Annotated in this window: 21 protein-coding genes and 1 riboswitch; of the genes, 5 read left to right on the top strand and 16 right to left on the bottom strand. The window is 69.3% G+C overall.

Annotated elements, in window-relative coordinates; all coding sequences use genetic code 11:
* The first annotated feature begins 107 nt into the window (after nt 1-107).
* Complete coding sequence (locus tag OC490_RS22865) at nt 108-1,343, top strand: glycosyltransferase 87 family protein (RefSeq protein WP_262060059.1); 1,236 nt, start codon at nt 108-110, stop codon at nt 1,341-1,343.
* Nucleotides 1,344-1,430: 87 nt separating this feature from the next.
* Here OC490_RS22865 and OC490_RS22860 read toward each other — a convergent pair whose 3' ends face one another.
* On the bottom strand, nt 1,431-2,981 hold the full coding sequence (locus tag OC490_RS22860; protein ID WP_262059848.1) for an MATE family efflux transporter: 1,551 nt from the start codon (nt 2,979-2,981) through the stop codon (nt 1,431-1,433).
* Nucleotides 2,982-3,067: 86 nt separating this feature from the next.
* On the opposite strand from OC490_RS22860, the gene OC490_RS22855 reads away from it, so the two are divergent.
* Nucleotides 3,068-3,598: a PadR family transcriptional regulator gene (locus tag OC490_RS22855; protein ID WP_262059847.1), complete on the top strand. Its 531-nt coding sequence runs from the start codon at nt 3,068-3,070 to the stop codon at nt 3,596-3,598.
* Here the strand turns inward: OC490_RS22855 and OC490_RS22850 are convergent.
* From OC490_RS22850 to OC490_RS22825, 6 genes are all read right to left on the bottom strand, one after another.
* Entirely contained in the window at nt 3,586-4,776 is a 1,191-nt protein-coding gene (locus OC490_RS22850; RefSeq protein ID WP_262059846.1) for a hypothetical protein, read from the bottom strand. The two genes, OC490_RS22855 and OC490_RS22850, sit on opposite strands and share 13 nt — an antisense overlap.
* Before the next feature lie 30 nt (nt 4,777-4,806).
* A complete protein-coding gene (locus tag OC490_RS22845) occupies nt 4,807-5,829 on the bottom strand; it encodes an NlpC/P60 family protein (protein WP_262059845.1) in 1,023 nt (340 codons plus the stop codon).
* 242 nt (nt 5,830-6,071) lie between these two features.
* Nucleotides 6,072-6,587: a hypothetical protein gene (locus OC490_RS22840; RefSeq protein WP_262059844.1), complete on the bottom strand. Its 516-nt coding sequence runs from the start codon at nt 6,585-6,587 to the stop codon at nt 6,072-6,074.
* Nucleotides 6,588-6,698: 111 nt separating this feature from the next.
* Entirely contained in the window at nt 6,699-7,733 is a 1,035-nt protein-coding gene (locus tag OC490_RS22835; RefSeq protein WP_262059843.1) for a C40 family peptidase, read from the bottom strand.
* Between the two features lie 210 nt (nt 7,734-7,943).
* Nucleotides 7,944-9,287, bottom strand: a complete 1,344-nt coding sequence (locus OC490_RS22830) for an NYN domain-containing protein (protein ID WP_262059842.1) — start codon at nt 9,285-9,287, stop codon at nt 7,944-7,946.
* Between the two features lie 37 nt (nt 9,288-9,324).
* The gene (locus OC490_RS22825; RefSeq protein WP_019067815.1) at nt 9,325-9,564 is read right to left on the bottom strand and encodes a hypothetical protein; all 240 of its coding nucleotides are present in this window, start codon (nt 9,562-9,564) and stop codon (nt 9,325-9,327) included.
* A gap of 161 nt (nt 9,565-9,725) precedes the next feature.
* On the opposite strand from OC490_RS22825, the gene OC490_RS22820 reads away from it, so the two are divergent.
* Entirely contained in the window at nt 9,726-10,460 is a 735-nt protein-coding gene (locus OC490_RS22820) for a rhomboid family intramembrane serine protease (RefSeq protein WP_262059841.1), read from the top strand.
* Nucleotides 10,457-10,738, top strand: coding sequence for an Lrp/AsnC family transcriptional regulator (locus tag OC490_RS22815; RefSeq protein WP_019062383.1), 282 nt, complete (start codon nt 10,457-10,459; stop codon nt 10,736-10,738). Before OC490_RS22820 ends, OC490_RS22815 begins: the two co-directional genes overlap by 4 nt.
* Before the next feature lie 136 nt (nt 10,739-10,874).
* Here the strand turns inward: OC490_RS22815 and OC490_RS22810 are convergent, their stop codons facing one another.
* From OC490_RS22810 to OC490_RS22785, 6 genes are all read right to left on the bottom strand, one after another.
* Nucleotides 10,875-12,236: an aminotransferase class V-fold PLP-dependent enzyme gene (locus tag OC490_RS22810; RefSeq protein ID WP_262059840.1), complete on the bottom strand. Its 1,362-nt coding sequence runs from the start codon at nt 12,234-12,236 to the stop codon at nt 10,875-10,877.
* 167 nt (nt 12,237-12,403) lie between these two features.
* A riboswitch (SAM riboswitch) is annotated at nt 12,404-12,520 on the bottom strand.
* A gap of 80 nt (nt 12,521-12,600) precedes the next feature.
* Nucleotides 12,601-13,665, bottom strand: coding sequence for an anthranilate phosphoribosyltransferase (gene trpD, locus OC490_RS22805; protein ID WP_262059839.1), 1,065 nt, complete (start codon nt 13,663-13,665; stop codon nt 12,601-12,603).
* A gap of 134 nt (nt 13,666-13,799) precedes the next feature.
* Nucleotides 13,800-15,437: a cytochrome b gene (locus tag OC490_RS22800; protein WP_262059838.1), complete on the bottom strand. Its 1,638-nt coding sequence runs from the start codon at nt 15,435-15,437 to the stop codon at nt 13,800-13,802.
* Nucleotides 15,434-16,489, bottom strand: coding sequence for a ubiquinol-cytochrome c reductase iron-sulfur subunit (locus OC490_RS22795; protein WP_262059837.1), 1,056 nt, complete (start codon nt 16,487-16,489; stop codon nt 15,434-15,436). Before OC490_RS22795 ends, OC490_RS22800 begins: the two co-directional genes overlap by 4 nt.
* Nucleotides 16,486-17,295 (bottom strand): c-type cytochrome, encoded by an 810-nt coding sequence (locus OC490_RS22790; RefSeq protein WP_262059836.1) that lies wholly within the window; start codon nt 17,293-17,295, stop codon nt 16,486-16,488. The genes OC490_RS22795 and OC490_RS22790 overlap by 4 nt, the downstream gene beginning before the upstream one ends.
* Nucleotides 17,296-17,375: 80 nt before the next feature.
* On the bottom strand, nt 17,376-17,996 hold the full coding sequence (locus OC490_RS22785; protein ID WP_019067823.1) for a heme-copper oxidase subunit III: 621 nt from the start codon (nt 17,994-17,996) through the stop codon (nt 17,376-17,378).
* A gap of 157 nt (nt 17,997-18,153) precedes the next feature.
* On the opposite strand from OC490_RS22785, the gene OC490_RS22780 reads away from it, so the two are divergent.
* Nucleotides 18,154-18,555, top strand: a complete 402-nt coding sequence (locus OC490_RS22780) for a hypothetical protein (RefSeq protein WP_262059835.1) — start codon at nt 18,154-18,156, stop codon at nt 18,553-18,555.
* A 77-nt stretch (nt 18,556-18,632) separates the two neighbouring features.
* Here the strand turns inward: OC490_RS22780 and OC490_RS22775 are convergent, their stop codons facing one another.
* The 3 genes from OC490_RS22775 to OC490_RS22765 form a co-directional block, all read right to left on the bottom strand.
* Complete coding sequence (locus OC490_RS22775; RefSeq protein ID WP_262059834.1) at nt 18,633-19,898, bottom strand: Ig-like domain-containing protein; 1,266 nt, start codon at nt 19,896-19,898, stop codon at nt 18,633-18,635.
* A 130-nt stretch (nt 19,899-20,028) separates the two neighbouring features.
* Entirely contained in the window at nt 20,029-20,427 is a 399-nt protein-coding gene (locus OC490_RS22770) for a cytochrome c oxidase subunit 4 (protein ID WP_262059833.1), read from the bottom strand.
* On the bottom strand, nt 20,424-21,096 hold a 673-nt coding region (locus OC490_RS22765), incomplete at its 5' end, for a cbb3-type cytochrome c oxidase subunit I (RefSeq protein ID WP_262059832.1). The genes OC490_RS22765 and OC490_RS22770, both read right to left, overlap by 4 nt.

Below are 21,096 nucleotides of genomic sequence, written 5' to 3'. Positions count from 1 at the left end.
GGGGTGGGTTCACAGCTCGGCACGGCCGCGCTTCATGGCCATCGCACAGCGGGTCGGGAGAACATGTGGCCCTCACCCGGCAGGCACGGCACGGAACAGGGGCTCAGGTGGAGATCGCGGGCGCGAGACGGCGGCTGGCAGCGCTGCTGGGGACCTGGGGCCTGACCCGGATCGTTCTGCTGCTGTTCGTCTTCAAGGTGTTCGTGTTCCCCGGCCCGGACGTCACCAGCGATGTGTCGGTGATCTACCAGGGCTGGTACGAGACCCTGCGGCACGGCAGCTTCCCGCTGGACGACGTCACCTGGCAGTACCCGCCCGCCGCCGCCCTCCCGATCCTCTCCCCCGCCCTGCTGGGCTTCCTCGACTACGCGTCGGCGTTCTTCGTCCTCGCCTGCCTCGCCGACCTGGCCGTCCTGGCCCTGCTCCTGTACACGGGCCTGCGCCCCGGCCGGACGCTGCGCGGTGCCTGGGTGTGGGTGGCGGGCGTCCCGCTCCTGGGCCCGACCGTGTACGCGCGCTACGACGTGATGGTGACCGCGGTCGCCGTGGCCGCGCTGCTCGCCGGCGTCCGGCATCCGCGTGTGATGGGCGCGCTGGTGGGCTTCGGCGCCCTGCTGAAGGTGTGGCCCGCGCTGCTCCTGCTGGGCGCGGTCAAGCGCCGGGCCTGGGGTGCGGCGGCGGTGACCGTGGTCGCGGTCGCCTCCGTCTTCGCGGTGTCGATGCCGGGCGCGTTCGCGTTCCTGACGTTCCAGCGCGAGCGGGGCACGGAGGTGGAGTCGCTGGGCTCCCTGGTCTTCCACGTCGCCCGGCACTTCGGCTGGCAGGGCCAGGTGCTCCTGAACTACGGCTCGGTCGAGTTCGTCGGCCCGTACGTCAACTGGGTCAGCACGGCCGCCCTGGGCCTCACGGCGATCGCCTTCGGCTGGCTCATGCTGTGGCGGCTGATGGCGGCCCGCTTCCTCCCGCACACCCTCGCGGACGCGGCCTTCGTGGCGGTGCTGATGTTCACGGTCACCAGCCGGGTGATCAGCCCGCAGTACGTCGTCTGGCTGATCGGCCTCGCGGCCGTCTGCTCCTGCTTCCGCGCCAGCCGCATGAAACTCCCGGTCGGCCTGGTCCTGGCGGCGGCCTTCGTGACGGTCCTGGAGTTCCCGGTCTGGTTCGCCGACGTGGTCGCCAGCGACGACCTGGGCATCGCCCTCCTGTTCCTCCGCAACGGCCTCCTGATCGCGGCGGCGCTCACCGCCGCCCGCGAACTGTGGCGGGCGTCGGTCACCTGGGCGGACGTACCACCGCTCCCGAATCAGGCCACGCGCTCGAAGGCGACCTCGACCTCCTCCTGACGCCGGACCTGTCCGGCCGGTCACGCGGCGGACGCGGGGCCGACACGCACTCCCCCATCACATCGCCCGCAGCGGCATCCGCCCAGTTCACGGCCTGTGCCGCCGTACAGCCGTACGCACCGCCCGCTGCCCACCGGCATCGACGGGGCGCCGTTCCCCGGCTCCGCCCCGGTCCGCCGGACGGGCCCTGTCGCGCCGGAAGAGGACCGCCACCACCGCGCACTGCACGCCCATCGAGAGCGCCATCGCCAGGCACACACCGGGCAGCCCGAACCCCGACAGGCCGTACGCCAGAGGGAGTTGGACCGCCGTGCCGAGCACGGTGACCCGGAACAGCGCCGGTGCTCCGCCGCTCCCCTCGAAGACCCCGCCGAGCGCGATGAAGCAGGCCATCAGCAGCAGATAGGGGCCGACGCAGCGCAGGAACAGGGCGCCCTCGTGGGCGACTTGGGGGCCGGTGCCGAAGGCGGCCATGATCCAGGGGGCGGTGGCGCACAGCAGGACGGCCGCCAGCACGCCGACCGCGCCGGACACGAGCATCGCCTGGCGTCCGATCTCCCGCCTCGCGTCCTTGCCCGTCCCCCGCAGGTGCGCGGTGTGGATGGAGGCGGCCTGCCGTACGGAGTAGAAGGCCATCGTCGCGAGGTACAGGACCTTGTAGCCGATGGCGTACGCGGCCACCGCCGTCACCCCGAGCCGCGCCACGACCGCGACCAGCACCAGCGCGCCGCCCTGCCGCACGGTGAAGTCGGCGGACATGGGCAGGCCGGTGGCGAACGTCCGGCGCAGGGCGGCGGAGAGGGGCTGGGTGGGGGCCGACCGCGTGGGGGCGGGTCCTGCGGGCGCGGACTCGGCGGGGGCCGGTTCTGTGGAGGCCGGCTCTGTGGAGGCGGGCCCGGCGGAAGCAGTCCGGGCAGAGGCCGGCCCTGCGGACGCGGACCGGCCGGGGACCGCCTGCCCGCGCGGCGGGGCGGCGGAGAGGGGTCCGGAGGGGACGGACTTCGTCCGCAGCAGGGCGTTGCGGCGCAGGGCGCGCAGTCCCACCCCCAGCGCGAGCACCCGGCACAGCACGGTGGAGGCGGCGGCGCCCCGGACGCCGTAGAGGTGGATGAGGAACGGGTCGCAGACCAGGATCAGGCCGTTGGCCAGGAGGGCCAGGCGCATCGGGGTCCTCGTGTCGCCGGTGCCCTTGAGGATGCCGTCGACGAGTTGCTGGACGTAGAAGACGGCGATGCCCGGCAGGGAGATCGTGAAGTAGGCGACGGTGAGCGGGAGTTCGGGGCCGGTGCCGCCGAGGAGCAGGCGGGACAGCGGGGCGCGGAGCAGGAAGCCGGCCGTGACGACCATCGGGGTGACCAGCGCGCACAGGGCCCAGCCGCCGCGGACCGCAGAGCGCAGCGCCGCCGGGTCGCGGGCTCCCCTCGCGTGGGCGACCAGCACGGTCGTGCCGGAGGCGAAGACCAGGGCGATGCCCAGCAGCACGTTCTCGGTGGTGGTCGCGACGGCCACCGCGGCGACGGCCGGGCCGCCGAGCCGGGCGACCCAGACGGTGTTGATGATCCCGGCGGCGACGGAGGCGAGGAGCGAGAGGTAGACGGGGTGGGCGAGCGATATGAGCTGTCGGCGGTGGGTGTTCACGGGCGACTCCCTCGATACGAGCTACCTCGTTTAGAGGTAGCTCGATAAGAGGTACCATGAGGACATCGCGCCCGCAAGGAGGACACATGCTGGAGCTCTCGATCCTGGGCTTCCTCGCCGAACAACCGCTCCACGGCTACGAGTTGAAGGAGCGGATCAAGGCGCTCAGCGGCCATGTCCGCCCGGTCAGCGACGGCGCGCTCTACCCGGCGATCACCCGTCTGGTCACCGCGGGCAAGCTCGACCAGCACACGGAGGACGGCACGAGCGCGGCCCCGCGCCGCGTCCTGTCCCTCACCGAAACGGGCCGCGCGGACCTCCTGGAACGGCTTCGCCACCCCAAGCAGACCGAGATCACCGACCACGTCCGCTTCAACACGGTCCTGGCCTTCCTACGGCACCTGCCGGACCGGCGGGAACAGGCGGACGTGCTGCGCCGACGCCTGGACTTCCTGCGGACCCCGGCGAGTTTCTTCTACCGGGACGGCGAGCCGGTGCGGGCCGAGGAGACCCAGGACCTGTTCCGGCAAGGCATGTTGAGGGTCGCGCGGGCGACCGGCGCGGCGGAGCGGGAGTGGCTCACGGAGGCCATCGACCGACTGGATCAGGCGAGTTGAGTCTTGAGGTAGTCCCGCCACTGCGCGGTGAAGTCGTCCAGGCCCACTCCGAGCACCTTCTTCATCGCGTCCTCCACCGCCCCGGTCCGCTTCTTGTGCGCGCCGACGGCCCGGTAGAACTTGCCCAGTTGGCCGACTCCCCAGCGGTCCTCGATCATCCGGCAGGCGAGCCAGCCGCCCTCGTAGGCCTGCGCCAGTTCACCGGCCTCGCTGCTGAAGCCGAAGTCCTTGTCGGTGGGGAGCGCGGTCGGGACGTGGCCGTCCTCGACCGCGCGGTACAACTCGGGCGCGGCCTGCGTCGGAGTGCGGCCGGTGCCCCGGTAGCCGATCCAGTCGGCGTAGCCCTCCGAGAGCCAGAGCGGGGTGGCGGGGGTGGTGTGGGCGCGGGTGGCCACATGGGTCGTCTCGTGGGTGAGCACGACCTGCTTGCCGACCGAGCCCAGCAGGGCGTACGCGTCCGGGTTGACGATGATCCGGTCCGCCGGGGCGTCGCCCGAACCGCCCGCCTCCCCCGTCGTCACCGCGGCGATGCCCCGGTAGGACGCGGCCGGTGCGCCCAGGAGCCCCGCCATGCCGTCCAGGGAGTCGGGGACGAGCACGACGACGTGCCGGGTCCAGTCGGTGCCCCAGGCGCCCGACACGGCCGGTACGGCGTGGTCCGCGAGCGCGCGGTACTCGCGCAGGCCGGCGGCGGACTGCCCGACCCCCATGACCAGGCTGTGCGCGCCCTTGACGACGCTCACCTTCCCCTGGTCCCACAGCTGCTGCCCCGCCTTCTTCGCGGGCTTGTCGGAGGCGACGTACCACTGTCCGTCCGCGGTGAGGCGGAGCGTGAGCGTGCGGCCGACGGTGACGGGTGAGGTGTCGTAACCCCGGACGCGGTAGCTGAGGTCGGCGGCGGCGGTCGCGGTGGCGCCGGTGCGGTGCAGCGAGGTCAGCCGGTAGGACCAGGACGCCAGCGGTACGGCGCTCAGGTTCTCGTACGCGGTGCGCGCGCCGGTGCGGGTGTACGCCGTCTCGTCGTGGTGCAGGACGGCCGCCGCCTGTCCGTCCAGCAGCCGCTGCACCGCCACCTCGGCGCTGTCCCCCGCCGGCTGCCCGCCGCACGCCACCAGCGAGCCGAACAGCAGACACAGCGCGAGCACTCCGGAGCGCGACGCCCGCCTACGACCAGTCACTTCCCGATCGTACGACCCTTTCGCGCCGGTTCAGACCCTCGTGACCGACGAGACGGGCATCATGCCGACCGGGTCGTAGCGCACCGGCGCGCCGGGGTAGGGGGCGTGGATGACCTGGCCGTTGCCCACGTACATCGCGACATGGCTGGCGTCGGCGCGGTAGACGACCAGATCGCCGGGCTGGGCCTGGGAGAGCGGGATCCGCTGGCCGGCGTAGCGCTGTTCCTGCGAGGTGCGCGGGAGGTGGACGCCCGCCCGGGCGTACGACCACTGCATCAGGCCGGAGCAGTCGAAGCCGCCGGGGCCGGTGGCGCCCCACACGTAGGGCTTGCCGAGTGCGGACTGGGCGGCGGCCACGGCCGCTGCGGCGCGGCCCGAGGACGGGACGCCGGCGCCGAGGTCGGGGATGTCCTCGCGGGAGGAGCGGGAGGCGCGGTCGAAGGCGGCGCGGTCGGCGAGCGGCATCCCGTTGAGGATCTGCCGGGCCTTGGCGAGCTTGCCCTCGACGGTCTTCTTGTGGCCGGCGACGGCCTTGCGGCTGCGCTCCAGTTCGGCGAGGTGCCCGGTGGCCTCGCTGCGCTCCTGCGCGAGTTCGCGCATGGCGTCCTGGAGGTCCTTGAGCTCGCCCGCCTGCTCGGTGGTGATGCGGTCGAGGACGGAGGCCTTGTCGAGGTAGTCGGCCGGGTCGTCGGAGAACAGCAGCGCGACCGTGGGGTCGATACCGCCGGAGCGGTACTGGGCGCCGGCGAGTGAACCCAGCGCGTCCCGCATGGTGTTGATGCGCTGCTGCTGCCGGGCGATCCGGTCCTGGGCGTCGCTCACCTGCCGGTGCAACTGCCCGGCGCGCTCGTCGGCCTTGTCGTAGGCCTCGGTCGCCTTCTCGGCCTCCTGGTAGAGCCGGTCCACCTCGGCCCGGGCGTCGTCCTGCGGCGCGGCCACGGCGGAGGAGGCCGGAAGGGCGCCCAGTGCCGCGGCGGCGGCGGACATCACACAGACCGCGGCACTGGCGCCTCGGTCGAACCCGGACGGTGCATGGCGACGACGGGATCCCACGGGAAGCCGCACTCCTTCCGCTGGCGGACACGGACCGCTCCCCCGATGCGGGGAAACGCGCCAGACAGTAGCTCTGTGAAGGGGTGCGGGCCAAAGACCTCCGCGGACACACAACGTGACGCCCCGCCTATGACGCAGGTCATGGGCGGGGCGCGGGGTCAGCGGGGTGTGTCGTAATTCGCCCGTTCGGGCGGTCCGGTCACGTCGGACACGGTCACCGACCGACGCGACCGCGACAACTTCTACAGGTGAGGCGATCCCGTGAGGTCCCAGGGACCCAGAGCACCCTTGCCGTCGGCGTCGATGTCGTAGCGAACGGTCGCGTCTCCCGTGACCCTCGGGCGCATGTTGACATGCATCTTCAGGCCGGTCTGGCAGCGCAGCCCGGCGGAGTCGTCCCGGTTGATGCTGGCGGTGACGTCGCAGACGGCCTTGCTGTCGACGTAGTCGCTTCCGGTCCCACCCGCGGGACTTGATTCCAGCCTGATCTCGAGGTCGAAGTTGTCGAACTTCCTGGTGCTGCCCCCGCCGCCGTCCGTGAACACGCCCGAGAGCACGGCGGTGTAGGTCCGGTAGTCCTCGCTCGCCGGACTGGTGGGGCTCTCCTGGATGCAGACCTGGAGCTTGACGTCCGTGTCGAACCCCGGAGTGGAGAACGACTTCGACTGCATACCGGTGCACACACTGTCCACCGCGTGGGCACTGTCGGCGAACGTCAGCCCACCGACGCAGAAAGCCGCCGTGGCGAGCGAAGTCATGCCTACCCGAAACCGATGCACATATCCCCCTCTGTCATGAACTCAACAGAAGGTATGTCATCGGTAAAGGACTTAGCAACTCCAGGTAAATTCCCGGGGGTTGACCGCCGGTCAGATGCGAACGCCGAACTGGAACGGCATGTTGCCGATCGACTCGTAGCGCACCACGGCGCCGGTGTGCGGAGCGTGGAGCACCTGGCCGTTGCCCGCGTACAGGCCGACGTGGTGGTGGTCGCTGTAGAAGATGACCAGGTCGCCGACCTTCAGGTCGCTCTCGCTGGAGATGATCGTGCCCGCGCCGGCCTGCGCCTCCGATGTGCGGGGTATGGAGACACCCGCCTGCGCGTAGGCCCAGGAGGTGAGGCCGGAGCAGTCGAAGGAGGAGGGGCCGGAGGCGCCGTAGACGTACGGGGAGCCGAGCACCGACTGGGCGGCGGCGAAGGCCGCGGCGGCGCGGCTGGAGGCGGAACCGGTGTTGCCGAGGTTCACGCGCGAGGTGGAACGGCTGGCGGCGTTGGCCTGGTCCTGAGCGAGGGAGGCCTTCTCCGCCGCGGTCAGCGTGTTGAGCAGCTTCTGGGCCGAGGCCAGCTTGGCCTTGACCTCGTCCTTCTTCTTCTTGAGCTCGGTGCGGGTGGCGGAGAGGTCCTTGAGCTTGGTGCTCGCCTCCGCGCGCTCCTGGGCGAGTTCACGCTGCTTGCTCTGGATCTTCGTGAGCGCCTCGACCTGCTGAGCGCTCAACTGGTCCATGGTGGACGCCTTGTCGAGATAGTCGCTCGGGTCCGAGGACAGGAACAGCTGGATCGACGGGTCGATGCCGCCGGTGCGGTACTGGGCGCTGGCCATCGTGCCGAGGCCGTCCCGGAGCTTGTTGAGCTCCTCCTGACCGCGGGCCACGTTGTCCTGGATGGTGGAGATCTCCTTCTGGAGCTTCTCCTGCTTCTCCTGGGCCCCGTCGAGCTTCTCGGTGGCCTGCTCGGCCTGCTCGTAGAGGGCGTCGACCTTCGCCTTGACCTCGTCCTTGCTGGGCTTCTCGCTCGGCGCGGCATTGGCGGCCTGAGCACTGAAGGCAACGGCGGCTGCGGCTGCGGTGGTCAGCACAGTCACACGCGTGCGGCTCGGCTGCTTCGGTCGACGATGGGACGCCACGGAGTCGAGCTCCTTCTATTGAGTGATCACCCGTTCGGAGGTTCGAGGCACGACCCTAGTGACGTTCCTGTGATCAGTTCAAATCCTCACACGAAAAAATGCCGTCACTCAAAGCATTCTTTGCACATAACCAACATGCAGTGATGGTCGATTGACGCTACGTTGCGTGACGGTTCGGTCAATTCAGGCATTAAACCTGTACGTTGACCTTCACGACAGTCGCTTGAGGAGTACCGCAGAAGCGACGGGCCGGGCGCCCGCCTTCGCGATGCCGTCGGCCACCTCGCGGTCGGTGGAGGCGACGATGACCGGCCTCCCCGGCGGCTCCGCGCGCACCAGCTGGCGGATCAACTCGTCGGCGGTGACACCCGGTTTGGAGAACAGCACCCGCACTCCGCGCGGCGGCGCGAGCAGCACCGGCGCGGCCAGCTCGGCCCCGTCGAAGACACAGGTCACCTCGGCCCCGGTCTGCGCGGCGAGCTGCGAGAGCTGCCCCAGGAGCCTCAACCGCTGCTTCTCCAGGGGCATTTGGGGATAGCCGGTCTTGGTGACGTTGTAGCCGTCGACGACCAGATGGGCCTGCGGCAGCGCGAGCAACTGGTCGAGGATCGCGGGGTCGTTCTCGGACAGCGCCCGCGCCGCGATGTCTTTCGGGGTCATACGTCCCGGTTCGACCGCGTCGACGGTCTCGGCGGGCCGTACGGAGACGGGCGGCAGCGCGAGTTCCCTGCGCAGCCCCTGGGCCGCGTCCAGCACGGTGTCGAGCAGCAGCCGTACCCGCATGTCCTCGACGCTGCGCCCCTCCCTGGCCGCCTTGCGGGTGGCCTCCAGGGACGCCTCCGCCTCCGCGAGCCGGGCCTTGAGCCGCCGGGTCTCGACCTCGCCCGCGGACACCTGGGCCTGGCCCTCGGCGCGCGCGGTGTCCGTCTCGGCCCGCAGCTTGCGCAGAGCGGCCTCGCCGCGCTTGATGTCGCTGTGCGCGGAACGCAGCTTGCGGTGCAGCGATTCCGCTTCCTTCTTCGCCGCGTCCAGCTCGGTGCGCAGCCGCTCGGTCTCGGTCCGGGTGGCGTCCCGCGCCAGCGCCAACTCCTCGCGCAGCCGCTCCAGTTCGGCCCGGCTCTCCTCGTCCGCGCGCTCGGCGTCGGCGCGCAGCGCCTCCTCACCGGCGGCGGTCACCAGCTTGACCCAGCCGGTGGGGCGCAGAACATAGGCCGCGGCCGCCACGTCGAGCGGATCCGCGGCCGGAGGCGGCGAGCCGGAGTCGAGGGCACCGGTCAGCTCCGACTGGGCCTCTCTCAGCTTTTCCCCGATACGCTGCCGGAACAATGGATCGGTCTCCAACGCGGCGGCCATCGCGTTGCCGGCGAACTTGGCCCGCCTGTTGGGGGCGAAGCGGGCGTACTGTCGTAGCTGCGCGGGCAGTTCGGCGACGGTGAGCCCACCGAAGCCGTCCGACACGATCTGTACGACTCTCCTCCGCACGCCGTCGGGCAGCGGACGGTCGAGCACCTCGGCGGCGCCGTCGCCCGGCCCCCCGCCTGAGTTCTCCACCATCCCTCACACCCCTATACGTGTGCGGGGCCGCTCCCTCTCAGGAGCCGGCGCCCGGCCTGTCCACGAGTTCCACCTGATCCACGGCGTTGCACCAGCGGCAGCGCACCGACTCGATGGTCTCACTGACCACCTCGCGCTCCTCCACCTTCGGCTCACCCGCCAGGTCCAGGTGGAGGTACTCCACGACCTTCGACGAACGTGTCACGTCGAAGCGCGTGAGGTTGCCGCAGAGGGTGCAGCGCCACCGCGTCGAGGCGGTCGGCAGGGGTACCGTCATCGTGGCTGTCCGCTTCCTTCTTGTTCCAGTTTCCGTGATCGCCGGTTTGCCCGGCGAGTGTGGCTCGTAACCCTACGGCCTGGCGGGTACTCGCCGCTCGGCCATCCACAGCGGCGAGGCACTCCGCCCCGGTGCGTCCCGTTACGTCATGCTCTGTGTCCATGATCAGCAACTGGGGAACAGCGGCCGTCAGAGCCCTCCGGAACACCTCGGCACCGATGACCTACGCCCTGATCGCCCTGTGCTGCCTGATCTTCGTCCTCGGCCCGGCCTCGGGCTTCGTCCCCTCCTACGGCACCGGGGACGCGCTGCTCGCCGCCCAGCGGACGTACTTCCACCGCTGGGGCGTGGTACCGGCCGACCTGTTCGCCGCCCCCACCCGAGAGGCCCTCACCCCCGTCACGGCCCTCTTCGTCCACGGCAGCTGGATCCATCTCCTCGGCAACATGCTCTTCCTCTACGTCTTCGGAGCGATGACCGAGGAGCGGCTGGGCCGGGTCGAGTTCACCCTCTTCTACCTGGCCTGCGGCTATCTGGCGCTGCTGGGCTACGCGATGGCGAACGCCGGCTCCACGCAGTCCCTCGTCGGCGCGTCCGGGGCGATCTCGGCGGTCCTCGGGGCGTTCCTGTACCTGTTCCCCCGGGCCCGGGTGACGAGTCTCCTCCCCTTCCTCTTCTTCCTGCCGCTGCGCTTCCCCGCGTGGGTCGTGCTGCCGTTCTGGGCGGCGCTGCAGTGGCTGGCGGCGGGGCAGGCCGCCCAGGGACCGGGGGTGGCGTACCTCGCCCACCTGGTCGGCTTCACGCTCGGGTTCGGTTACGCGTGGGTCAGATTCGGCCGTACGACTAGAGTGAGGGCCGCCCCAGCAACGGTCCCCGAGGGAGAGAACCAGCCGTGATCACCGCGATCGTCCTCATCAAGACCAGCGTGGACCGGATTCCGGAGATCGCCGAGTCGATCGCTGCGCTCGAATCCGTGAGCGAGGTCTTCTCCGTCACCGGTACGTACGACTTGATCGCGATGGTGCGGGTGCGGCAGCACGAGGACCTGGCCGAGGTGATTCCTGGGCGGATCTCCAAGATCCCCGGGGTGGAGGGGACGGATACGCACGTCGCCTTCCGGACCTACTCGCAGCATGACCTTGAGGCTGCGTTCGCCATTGGGCTGGACTCTTGAGTTGAGCGCCTAGTGGGGTGGGGGGCGCGGGTCGTTTGCGGCTGACCGTGCGTCGCGGCTGGTCGCGCCCCGCGGCGGAGCCGCATATCGATACAGCCCCGCGCCCCTCAGGGGGCTGCCCTCAAGGGCGTTTACCTCATACCGCGGGTACGCAGCGGCCGTTCTCCGTGCGGTACGTCCACTTGGCGCCCTTCGTCACCAGTTCGCGTACCGCGCCCACGAAGCGCTCGACGTGCTCGTCCGGGGTGCCCGCTCCGAAGCTCACGCGGATCGCGTTGAGGGACTTCTCGCCCGGGGCTGCCTCGGGGGCGCCGCACTCGCCCTGGGTCTGGGGGTCGCTGCCCAGGAGGGTGCGGACCAGCGGGTGGGCGCAGAAGAGGCCGTCGCGGACGCCGATGCCGTACTCGGCGGAGAGGGCGGCTGCGAAGTGGGAGCTGTTCCAGCCGTCGACGACGAAGGAGATCACACCCACGCGCGGGGCGTCGTCACCGAACAACGACAGGACGCGGACCTCCGGAACCTCGGCAAGGCCCGCCCGCACCTTCTCGATCAGGTGCTGCTCGCGGGCCACCAGTGTGTCGAAGCCCGCCTCCGTCAGCGCCTTGCAGGCCGACGCGATGGAGTAGGCGCCGATGACGTTCGGGGAGCCGGCCTCGTGCCGGGCGGCGCTGTCGTGCCACTCGACGTCCACTCCCCCGTCCTCGCGCCGGGTGACCTTGCGGCTGGCACCGCCGCCCGCGAGGTAGGGGTCGGCCGCCTGGAGCCAGTCGGCGCGGCCGGCCAGGACTCCCGAGCCGAAGGGGGCGTAGAGCTTGTGGCCGGAGAAGGCGATCCAGTCGACGTCGAGGTCCTGGACGGACACCGGGTGGTGCGGGGCGAGTTGGGCGGCGTCCAGGACGATCCGGGCGCCGTGGGCGTGCGCGGCGGCGGCGAGTTCGCGGATCGGCCACAGTTCGCCGGTGACGTTCGAGGCGCCGGTGACGCAGACCAGGGCCGGGCCGTAGGGGTCACGGGCGGCGAGGGCCTGCTCCAGGGTCTCGACGGCCTGGGCCGGGGTGCGCGGGGCGTCGAGGCAGGTGACCCGGGCGTCCTTCCAGGGCAGCAGGGACGCGTGGTGCTCGGTCTCGAAGACGAAGACCTGGCAGTCGGCCGGGAGGGCCGCGGCGAGGAGGTTGAGGGAGTCCGTGGTGGAGCGGGTGAAGATCAGCTGGTCGTCGGCGCGGCAGTCGAGGAACTCCTCGACCGTCTTCCGCGCGTTCTCGAAGAGGTCCGTCGACAGTTGCGAGAGGTAGCCGGCGCCTCGGTGGACGCTGCCGTAGTACGGGGCGTAGGCCGCCACGTCGTCCCAGACGCGCTGCAGGGCTGGGGCGCTGGCCGCATAGTCGAGCGCCGCGTAGGTGACTTCGCCGCCCGTGACGAGCGGGACGGTGACATCCCGGCCGAGAACGGGCAGCTGGGCACAAATGGTCTGAACGGCGGCAGCGGTGGAGACAGACATGGCGAACTCCCGTGAGAGGCAAGGCGGATCCGCCGTGCGAGCGCGGACGGCTCCAGCACGGAAGAGGGTGAAAAGGGGGTATGCGGAGGCGGGGCTCGACGCCCTATCGCATTCGCTTGCTCACAGAGGGCTCCCTCGATGACCAGGACCCCTGGTGTCTTTCGAGGGGCCCGCGCTTGCCGCAGACCTCGCTGCCCACGGCCTGGTCTTCACCCGGGGCACCCCGCCACGGACGGAGGGTTGCCGGACAGTCGGCCGGGGCCTCATGACTGTCACTCATGACCTGGTCGGAAAACTTACGTGAGGTGATCGTCGTCCCGCAACCCGTGTCCGGATCGCGGGACGACGACCGCCGTACGGACGGCTACGCGTTGGTGGCAGCCGCCCAGCGCTCCAGAGTCCGCTTGGCGGCGCCCGAGTCGATCGACTCCGCCGCCTTCTCCATCCCGGCCCTGATCCGGTCCGCCAACGGCCCGTCCCCCCGCTCCAGCGCCACCAGGGCAGCCGCCGAGTTCAGGAGTACGGCGTCCCGCACCGGGCCCGTCTCGCCGTCCAGGAGACGGCGGGCGACACCCGCGTTGTAGTCGGGGTCGGCGCCGCGCAGGGCTTCCACGGGGACGAGTTCGAGGCCGACGTCCCGGGGGTCGAAGGACTCCTCGGTGACCTTGCCGTCGCGGACGATCCACACCCGGGAGGTGGCTGTGGTCGTCAGCTCGTCGAGGCCGTCGTCACCGCGGAACACCAGCGCGGACGAGCCGCGTTCGGCCAGCACGCCGGCCATGAGCCCGGCCATCCGGGTGTCGAAACAGCCGACCGCCGACGAGGTGACCTTCGCCGGGTTGGTGAGCGGGCCGAGGAGGTTGAACGCGGTCGGGATCCCCAGCGCCCCCCGGACCGCGCCGACGAACCGCATCGAGGGGTGGAACTTGGCCGCGAAGCAGAAGGTGATCCCGGCCTCCGCCGCCACCCGCGCCACCTGCTCGGTCGGCAGGTTCAGGTTGATGCCGAGCTTCTCCAGCACGTCGGAGGAGCCGCTCGCCGAGGACGCGGCCCGGTTGCCGTGCTTGACGACCTTCGCACCGGTACCGGCGATCACGATCGCGGACATCGTCGAGATGTTGACCGTCTTGGCCCGGTCGCCGCCCGTACCGACGATGTCGACGGCCGGCCCCGGGACGTCCAGCGGCTTCGCGTGGGCGTACATCGTCTCGACGAGACCGGTGATCTCCTCGACCGTCTCGCCCTTGGCCCGCAGCGCCACCAGGAAGCCCGCGATCTGCGCGTCCGCGGCCTCGCCGCTCATGATGCGGTCCATCGCCCACGCCGTGTCGGCGGTGCTCAGGTCCCGTCCGGCCAGCAGCGCGCTGAGTACGTCGGGCCAGGAACGGGCCGCCGCGGTGTCGCCTCCAGCGGGGGTCACAGCGCTCATACGGCCGCTCCTGGGTGTCGTAGAAAAATGGTTCAACGATGTGACCCCACCCTATCCAGCGCGGGACACGGCGAAGGGCCCCGTCCGGTGTTCGGACGGGGCCCTTCGACTGTGGCGTGGCGACGCCTCAGCGATCAGTGGTGGCCGTGGCCGCTCGTGATCTCCTTGTACTCCTCGACGGTGGGCTTGGCGATCTGGGACTCCTCGCCGTAGTACGCCTCGCTCAGCTTGGCGCGCAGCTTCTCGGTGCCCTTGACCTTGCGCTCGACACCGTTCTCGTCGACCGTCGCGCCGATCGCGGCCGGCACGTACTGCTCGTGCGCGGTGAGCGTGTGCAGCGCGTCCTGGCTGAGCGGCTCGTGGATCTCGACGAACTCACCGTGCGGCAGGCGCTTGATGATGCCGGACTCGCGGCCGTGCAGCACCTTGTCCTTGTCGCGGCGCTGGAGGCCGAGGCAGACCCGCTTGGTGGCGATGAAGACGAGCACCGGCACCACGAAGAAGGCGACACGCACGAACCAGGTGATCGAGTTGATCGACAGGTGGAAGTGCGTGGCCCAGATGTCGTTGCCGCCACCGACGAGCAGGACGAAGTACCACGAGATCCACGCGGCACCGAAGGCCGTACGGGTCGGGACGTTGCGCGGGCGGTCCAGGATGTGGTGCTCGCTCTTGTCGCCGGTGACCCAGGACTCGATGAACGGGTAGACCGCGATCGCGACCAGGACCAGCGGGAAGATGATCAGCGGGATGAACACGCCCAGGACGAGCGTGTGACCCCAGAAGTTGATCTCCCAGCCCGGCATGAAGCGGATCAGGCCCTCGGAGAAGCCCATGTACCAGTCGGGCTGGGCGCCCGTGGACACCATGTCCGGACGGTACGGGCCCATGGCCCAGATCGGGTTGATCGAGGCGATCGCCGCGATCGCCGCGATGACACCGAAGACCAGGAAGAAGAAGCCTCCGGCCTTGGCCATGTAGACCGGCAGCAGCGGCATGCCCACGACGTTGTTGTTCGTCTTTCCGGGACCCGCGAACTGCGTGTGCTTGTGGTAGAAGACCAGGATCAGGTGGCCGACCACCAGACCGAGCATGATGCCCGGCAGCAGCAGGATGTGGATCGAGTAGAACCGGGCCACGAAGTCGCCGCCCGGGAACTCGCCGCCGAAGAGGAAGAACGACAGGTACGTGCCGACGATCGGCACGGACAGGACCGCGCCCTCCATGAAGCGGACACCGGTGCCGGAGAGCAGGTCGTCCGGGAGCGAGTAACCGGTGAAGCCGGTGAACATGCCCAGGACGAACAGCAGGAAGCCGAACAGCCAGTTGACCTCACGCGGCTTGCGGAACGCACCCGTGAAGAACACGCGCATCATGTGCACGAACATGGCGGCCAGGAAGATCAGCGCCGCCCAGTGGTGGATCTGACGGATCAGCAGACCACCGCGCACATCGAAGGAGATGTGCATCGTCGAGTTGAACGCCTCCGACATCAGCTGCCCCTGGAGCGGGACATAGCTGCCGTGGTACGTCACCTCGTTCATCGACGGGTGGAAGAACAGCGTCAGATACACACCCGTGAGGATGATGATGATGAAGCTGTAGAGGCAGACCTCGCCCAGCATGAACGACCAGTGGTCGGGGAAGATCTTGCGCATGTTGGACTTGGCCAGGGAGTAGATCCCGAGGCGTCCGTCCGCCCAGTCGGCAATCTTCTCGCCGGCCGGTGCTTTCTCGCGCGCACGCGAGTCTGTGTTCGTCGTAGTGCTCATCCGCGCTCCCAGAATGCAGGACCGACGGGCTCCTCGAAGTCGCCGAGCGCCTGGAGGTAGCCCTCGTCGCTCACGCCGATGCGCAGCTGCGGCAGGGCGTGACCGGCCGGGCCGAAGATCACTCGGGCACCGTCGGAGAGGTCGAAGGTGGACTGGTGGCACGGGCACAGCACGTGGTGCGTCTGCTGCTCGTACAGGGAGATCGGACAGCCCACGTGGGTGCAGATCTTCGAGAAGGCCACGATGCCCTCGTGCGCCCACTCCAGCTCGCGCTTGTCCTTGATGTTGTCCGGCTGCAGCCGGACGATCATCAGCGCCGCCTTGGCGATCTCGGTCTGGAACTCCTCGTCGGTCTCCTCCAGGCCCTCGGGCTTGGCGAAGGTGAGCGAGCCGACGGCCACGTCCGAGGGACGCAGCGGCAGGTTCGTGTTCATGTTGACGAGCAGCTTGCCCTTGGACCAGATGGTGTGGCGGAGCTTCGTCCCCGGCAGCGGGCCCAGGTCGCGCAGCAGCATGACGCCGGAGAGCGGGAACAGGGCCAGCGCGCCGAACATCGTGTTGCGGATCAGCTTGCGACGGCCGAGCGCCGACTCCTTGGCGCCCTCCTTGAAGTCGGCCAGAACCTTGGCCTTGACCTCGGGGGGCGCCTCGATCGCGTGTCGCTCGTCGGCGATCTCCACGTCGGACATCAGGGTGCGGGCCCAGTGGACCGCGCCCGCGCCGATGGTGAAGAGCGCCCCGCCGAGGGTCAGGCCCAGCGCGAAGTTGAGCGCGCTGATGTGACCGATCGGGAAGACGAAGATCGACTTGTCGGCCGGGATCGCCACGTACGAGGCGATGAAGCCGACCGTGAGGAGCATCGACAGCGTGAACAGGAAGGCGACGACGCGCTCGGACCGCTTGGCGGCCCGCTCGTCGATGTCCTGGACACGGTGCTCGTGCGGCGGCAGTCCCGGGTCGGCGAACGGGTCGTGCTCGTCCGCGACCGACACCGCGCCGTGCGCGTCCTGCTCAGCGGGCAGGTTCTCTTCTGGAATGTCTTGGCTACTCATGACTTCTTGGCCTTTGCGGTCCGAGCGGCGACCCAGACGGCTACCGCGATCAGCGCGCCCAGACCGAAGATCCAGGCGAAGAGACCCTCACTGACCGGACCGAGACCGCCCAGCTCAAGACCGCCGGGGCTCTCGGTGTTGTCGCCGTTGACCGCGTTGAGGTACGCGATGATGTCCTTCTTGTTCTTCGACGACAGCGTGGTGTCGGGGAAGGAAGGCATGTTCTGCGGGCCGGTCTGCATGGCCTCGTAGATGTGCTTCGGGGCAACGCCTTCGAGGCTCGGCGCGAACTTGCCGTGCGTCAGCGCGCCGCCCTTGCCGGTGAAGTTGTGGCACTGGGCGCAGTTGGTGCGGAACAGCTCGCCGCCCTTGGCGATGTCCGACCCCTCCGGCCCGTACTCGTTCTTCGTCGGGATGACCGGACCGGCGCCCAACGAGGCGATGTACGCCGCGAGCTGGTCGATCTCGGCCTGGGAGTAGATGACCTTCTTGGCCGGGATCTGAGCGCCCGGCTGCTGGGCCGGCATACGGCCGGTGCCCACCTGGAAGTCGACCGCCGCGGCGCCGACACCCACGAGGCTCGGCCCGTCGGAGGAGCCCTGACCGCCGGTGCCGTGGCAGCTGGCGCAACCGACGGCGAAGAGCTTCTTGCCCTCGTCGATGGAGAGGGACTGGGCGGACTCGTCGGCCTGCGCCTTGCTCGCGGGCGCGAGCAGGCTGAACACCCCCCCGGCTGCCGCCAGCGCGAGGAGTAGTACGACGACCGCCGCCAGCGGATGGCGTCGTCGTGTGGAGAGCTTTTTCACGGATTACCCCGGTGTCAGGATCTTCTGCGTCGATGCTTCTGGAATGTGCGCTTCTTGGCTGCGCGCGGGATCGGGCCCGACTACTTGATCAAGTAGATCGTGGCGAAGAGGCCGATCCAGACGACATCGACGAAGTGCCAGTAGTAGGACACGACGATGGCCGCGGTCGCCTGTTCGTGGGTGAACCTCTTCGCCGCGTAGGTGCGGCCGAGAACGAACAGGAAGGCGATGAGGCCGCCCGTCACGTGCATGCCGTGGAAACCGGTGGTCAGATAGAACACCGAGCCGTACGGGTCGGAGGACAGCGACAGGCCGTCCTTCTTCACCAGCTCCGTGTACTCGAAGATCTGACCGCCGATGAAGATCGCACCCATCACGAACGTGATGATGAACCAGCCCCTGAGCTTCTTCACGTCCCCGCGCTCGGCGGCGAAGACGCCGAGCTGGCAGGTGAGGGAGGAGAGCACCAGGATCGTGGTGTTGGTCGCGGAGAACGGAAGGTTGAGATGGCTCGCCATCTCCTTCCAGTGATCCGGACCGGTCACCGATCGCAGGGTGAAGTACATCGCGAAGAGGGCCGCGAAGAACATCAGCTCGGAACTCAGCCAGATGATGGTTCCGACGCTGGTGAGGTTCGGCCGGTTGACCGACGGGTGCGCGTGCCCGGTTTCTACTGTCGTTGCTGTCGCCACGACCGACATTATGTCGGTCGCTTATCCCGCCCTCACTCCGGGGGGTGCCGTTCGGAGTGTCCGCAGCGTGTGTACTGCCCGTATGGCCCATCGCAGGGGTGTTCCAACAGGTGTTGACGGGGTGTTCAGAGGAGTAGCATCCGCGCAACGGACCTTGGGAGGAAGAATGCAGCCGACCGCCACGGTGCTGGTCTACAGCGATGACTCCAACACCCGCGAGCAAGTCCGGCTGGCGACGGGGCGCAGGCCGGCTCCGGACGCGCCGCTGGTCGAGTTCCTGGAGTGCGCGACGCCCGCGGCGGCTTTGAAGGAGCTGGACCGGGGCGGGATCGATGTCTGTGTGTTCGACGGGGAGTCCTCGCCGATGGGCGGCATGGGGTTGTGCCGGCAGGTGAAGGACGAGGTCTTCAACTGCCCGCCGGTGCTTGTGCTGATCGGGCGGCCTCAGGATGCGTGGCTTGCCACGTGGAGCCGGGCGGAGGCCGCGGTGACGTTGCCTGTGGATCCTGTTGAGTTCGCGGCTGCTCTGGCGTCTCTGTTGCGTGAGAAGCGGGCCCTGAGCGCCTAGTGGGGTGGGGCGCGAGATGTGTGGCGACTGCGGGCCGGTTGTGGCTGGTCGCGCAGTTCCCCGCGCCCCTGGGTGGGTCACACTGACTCGGGACGAAGTCTCGCCGCGTCCTCAGGCCTGGGACCATCAGGCGTTCCGCCGACCAACGCGCTGCCGCCCCGCCACTTCTTCCAGCCGACGTTCCAGTCGCCGAAGCCGTTGCCGAAGGGTTCCATGTCGTCGCCGTTGGAGTTGACGACCTTGACGACGTCGCCCTCGTGGATGGTGTCGAAGAACCACTCGGCGTTGCTGGTGCTCATGCCGGTGCAGCCGTGGCTGACGTTCTCGGAGCCCTGGGAGCCGACGGACCAGGGGGCGGCGTGGACGTACTCGCCGCTCCAGGTGACGCGGGTCGCGTAGTACACGGGGAGGTCGTACGAGTCCGAGGAGCCCTCCGAGATGCCGACGGTGGTACCGCGCATCCGTACGAAGTACTCCTTGCCCAGTACGACCTTGACGCCGTTTCGGGTCTCGAAGCCGGGCTTGCCGGTGGTGACGGGGATCTCGTTGATCTCCTCGCCGTTCTTGTAGACCGTCATCTCGTGGGACGCGGCGTCCGTCACGGCGATGATCTTGTCGCCCGTGGTGAGTTTCAGCCCCTTGGACCTGCCGCCCCACAGGCGGTCGCTGATCTTCACGCCGTCGAGGTCGCTGTGCACCTGGATGGTGGCGTGGGCGGGCCAGTACTCCTTGGGGCGGTAGTGGAGTTCCTTGTCGTCCACCCAGTGCCAGGCGCCGTCCACGGCGGGCACGGAGTCCACCCTGAGGGCGCGTTCCACGACGGCCCGCTGTGCCTTGTCCTTGACGGGCTTGTTCAGTTGGGCGGTGACCGGCTGGCCGACGCCGTAGGTGCCCGCGTCCGGACCGAACTTCACGGTCAGGCTCTTCTTGGTGGTCGGCTTGGTGGTGTCGAAGGTGAGGACCTTGCGGCCGGGGGCGCCGTCCTCGTCCTCCGTGCTCACCCGCACCGTGTAGTGGGCGTTGGCGGCCAGCGGGGAGGTGCTGCGCCAGCGGGTGCCGTCGGCGTTGAGTTCGCCCGTGACGTAGCGCCCCGTGGCGTCCGTGGCCGTGACGTCCGTGATCCGCCCGTCGTCCTCGGAGGTGGTGACCTCCAGGGGCTTGTCGGGGTCGGCCTTCTTGCCCTTGCCGGACGGGCCGTTGAAGGAGATCTGCCCCGCCGCGTCGTACGGCTTGTCCGACAGCGGGTTGCCGCCGCCGGACCCGCAGGCGGTGACGCCCGCGCCGAGGGAGATCACCAGCAGGGTGCAGCTGACGACGGTGCGGATGCGCGGAGAGTGGTTCATGAGCCGAGGCTATGAAGCTTCGTCAGCGGCGGCGCGTTGGGTCACTCGGACGAGGGACCGGGACTGCGGCAAAAGCACGAGCCCGGACTCTCCTGACGGAGTGTCCGGGCTCGTGTGCGTTCCGCGTGTGCTACTGCGTGCGGCTCTCACCGCGGTAGTACTCGAAGACCCAGCCGAACAGGCCGAGCACGATGAGCGGCGCCGAGAAGTACAGCAGCCACCAGCCGATGGCCACGCCGAGGAAGGCCAGCGCGCCACCGATGCCGAGGGCGAGGGGCTGCCAGCTGTGCGGGCTGAAGAAGCCCACCTCGCCGGCCTCGTCCGCGACGTCGGCCTCCTTGTTGTCCTGCGCCAGCGTGTCGACCCGCCGGGCCGTGAAGCCCAGGTAGAAGCCGATCATGACGCAGAGGCCGAAGGCCATGAAGAGGGCCGTGGTACCGGCCGCCTCCTTGGACCAGAGACCGTAGACAACCGCCATGGCGAGCACGAAGACGCTCAGCCACATGAACATCCAGCCCTGGACCTTCACTTGCCCGCCTCCTTGCCGCCGGCGAGGGCCTTGTCAGCGTGGTGCGCGTTCTCGAGCTGGTCGAGAGCGGCGATCTCCGGGTGGTGCAGGTCGAACGCCGGGGATTCGCTGCGGATCCGGGGCAGGGTGAGGAAGTTGTGCCGCGGCGGCGGGCAGGACGTCGCCCATTCGAGCGAACGGCCGTAGCCCCACGGGTCGTCGACCTCGACCTTCTTGCCGTACTTGGCCGTCTTCCACACGTTGTAGAGGAACGGCAGGATCGACAGGCCGAGCAGGAAGGAGCTGATCGTCGAGATCGTGTTCAGGGCGGTGAAGCCGTCGGCCGCGAGGTAGTCCGCGTAACGACGGGGCATGCCCTCGGCACCCAGCCAGTGCTGGACCAGGAAGGTGCCGTGGAAGCCGATGAACAGCGTCCAGAAGGTGATCTTGCCGAGGCGCTCGTCGAGCATCTTGCCGGTCATCTTCGGCCACCAGAAGTGGAAGCCGGAGAACATCGCGAACACGACCGTGCCGAACACCACGTAGTGGAAGTGCGCGACCACGAAGTACGAGTCCGAGACGTGGAAGTCCATCGGCGGCGAGGCCAGGATGACACCGGTCAGACCACCGAAGGTGAAGGTGATCAGGAAGCCGGTGGCCCAGAGCATCGGGGTCTCGAAGGACAGGGAC

Origin of the sequence: Streptomyces sp. STR69 (assembly GCF_024519455.1) — a bacterium.
In the GTDB taxonomy this organism is placed as follows: Bacteria; Actinomycetota; Actinomycetes; order Streptomycetales; family Streptomycetaceae; genus Streptomyces.
Note: the sequence above shows the minus strand (reverse complement) of the source record. Positions and strands in the feature narration are given on the sequence as shown.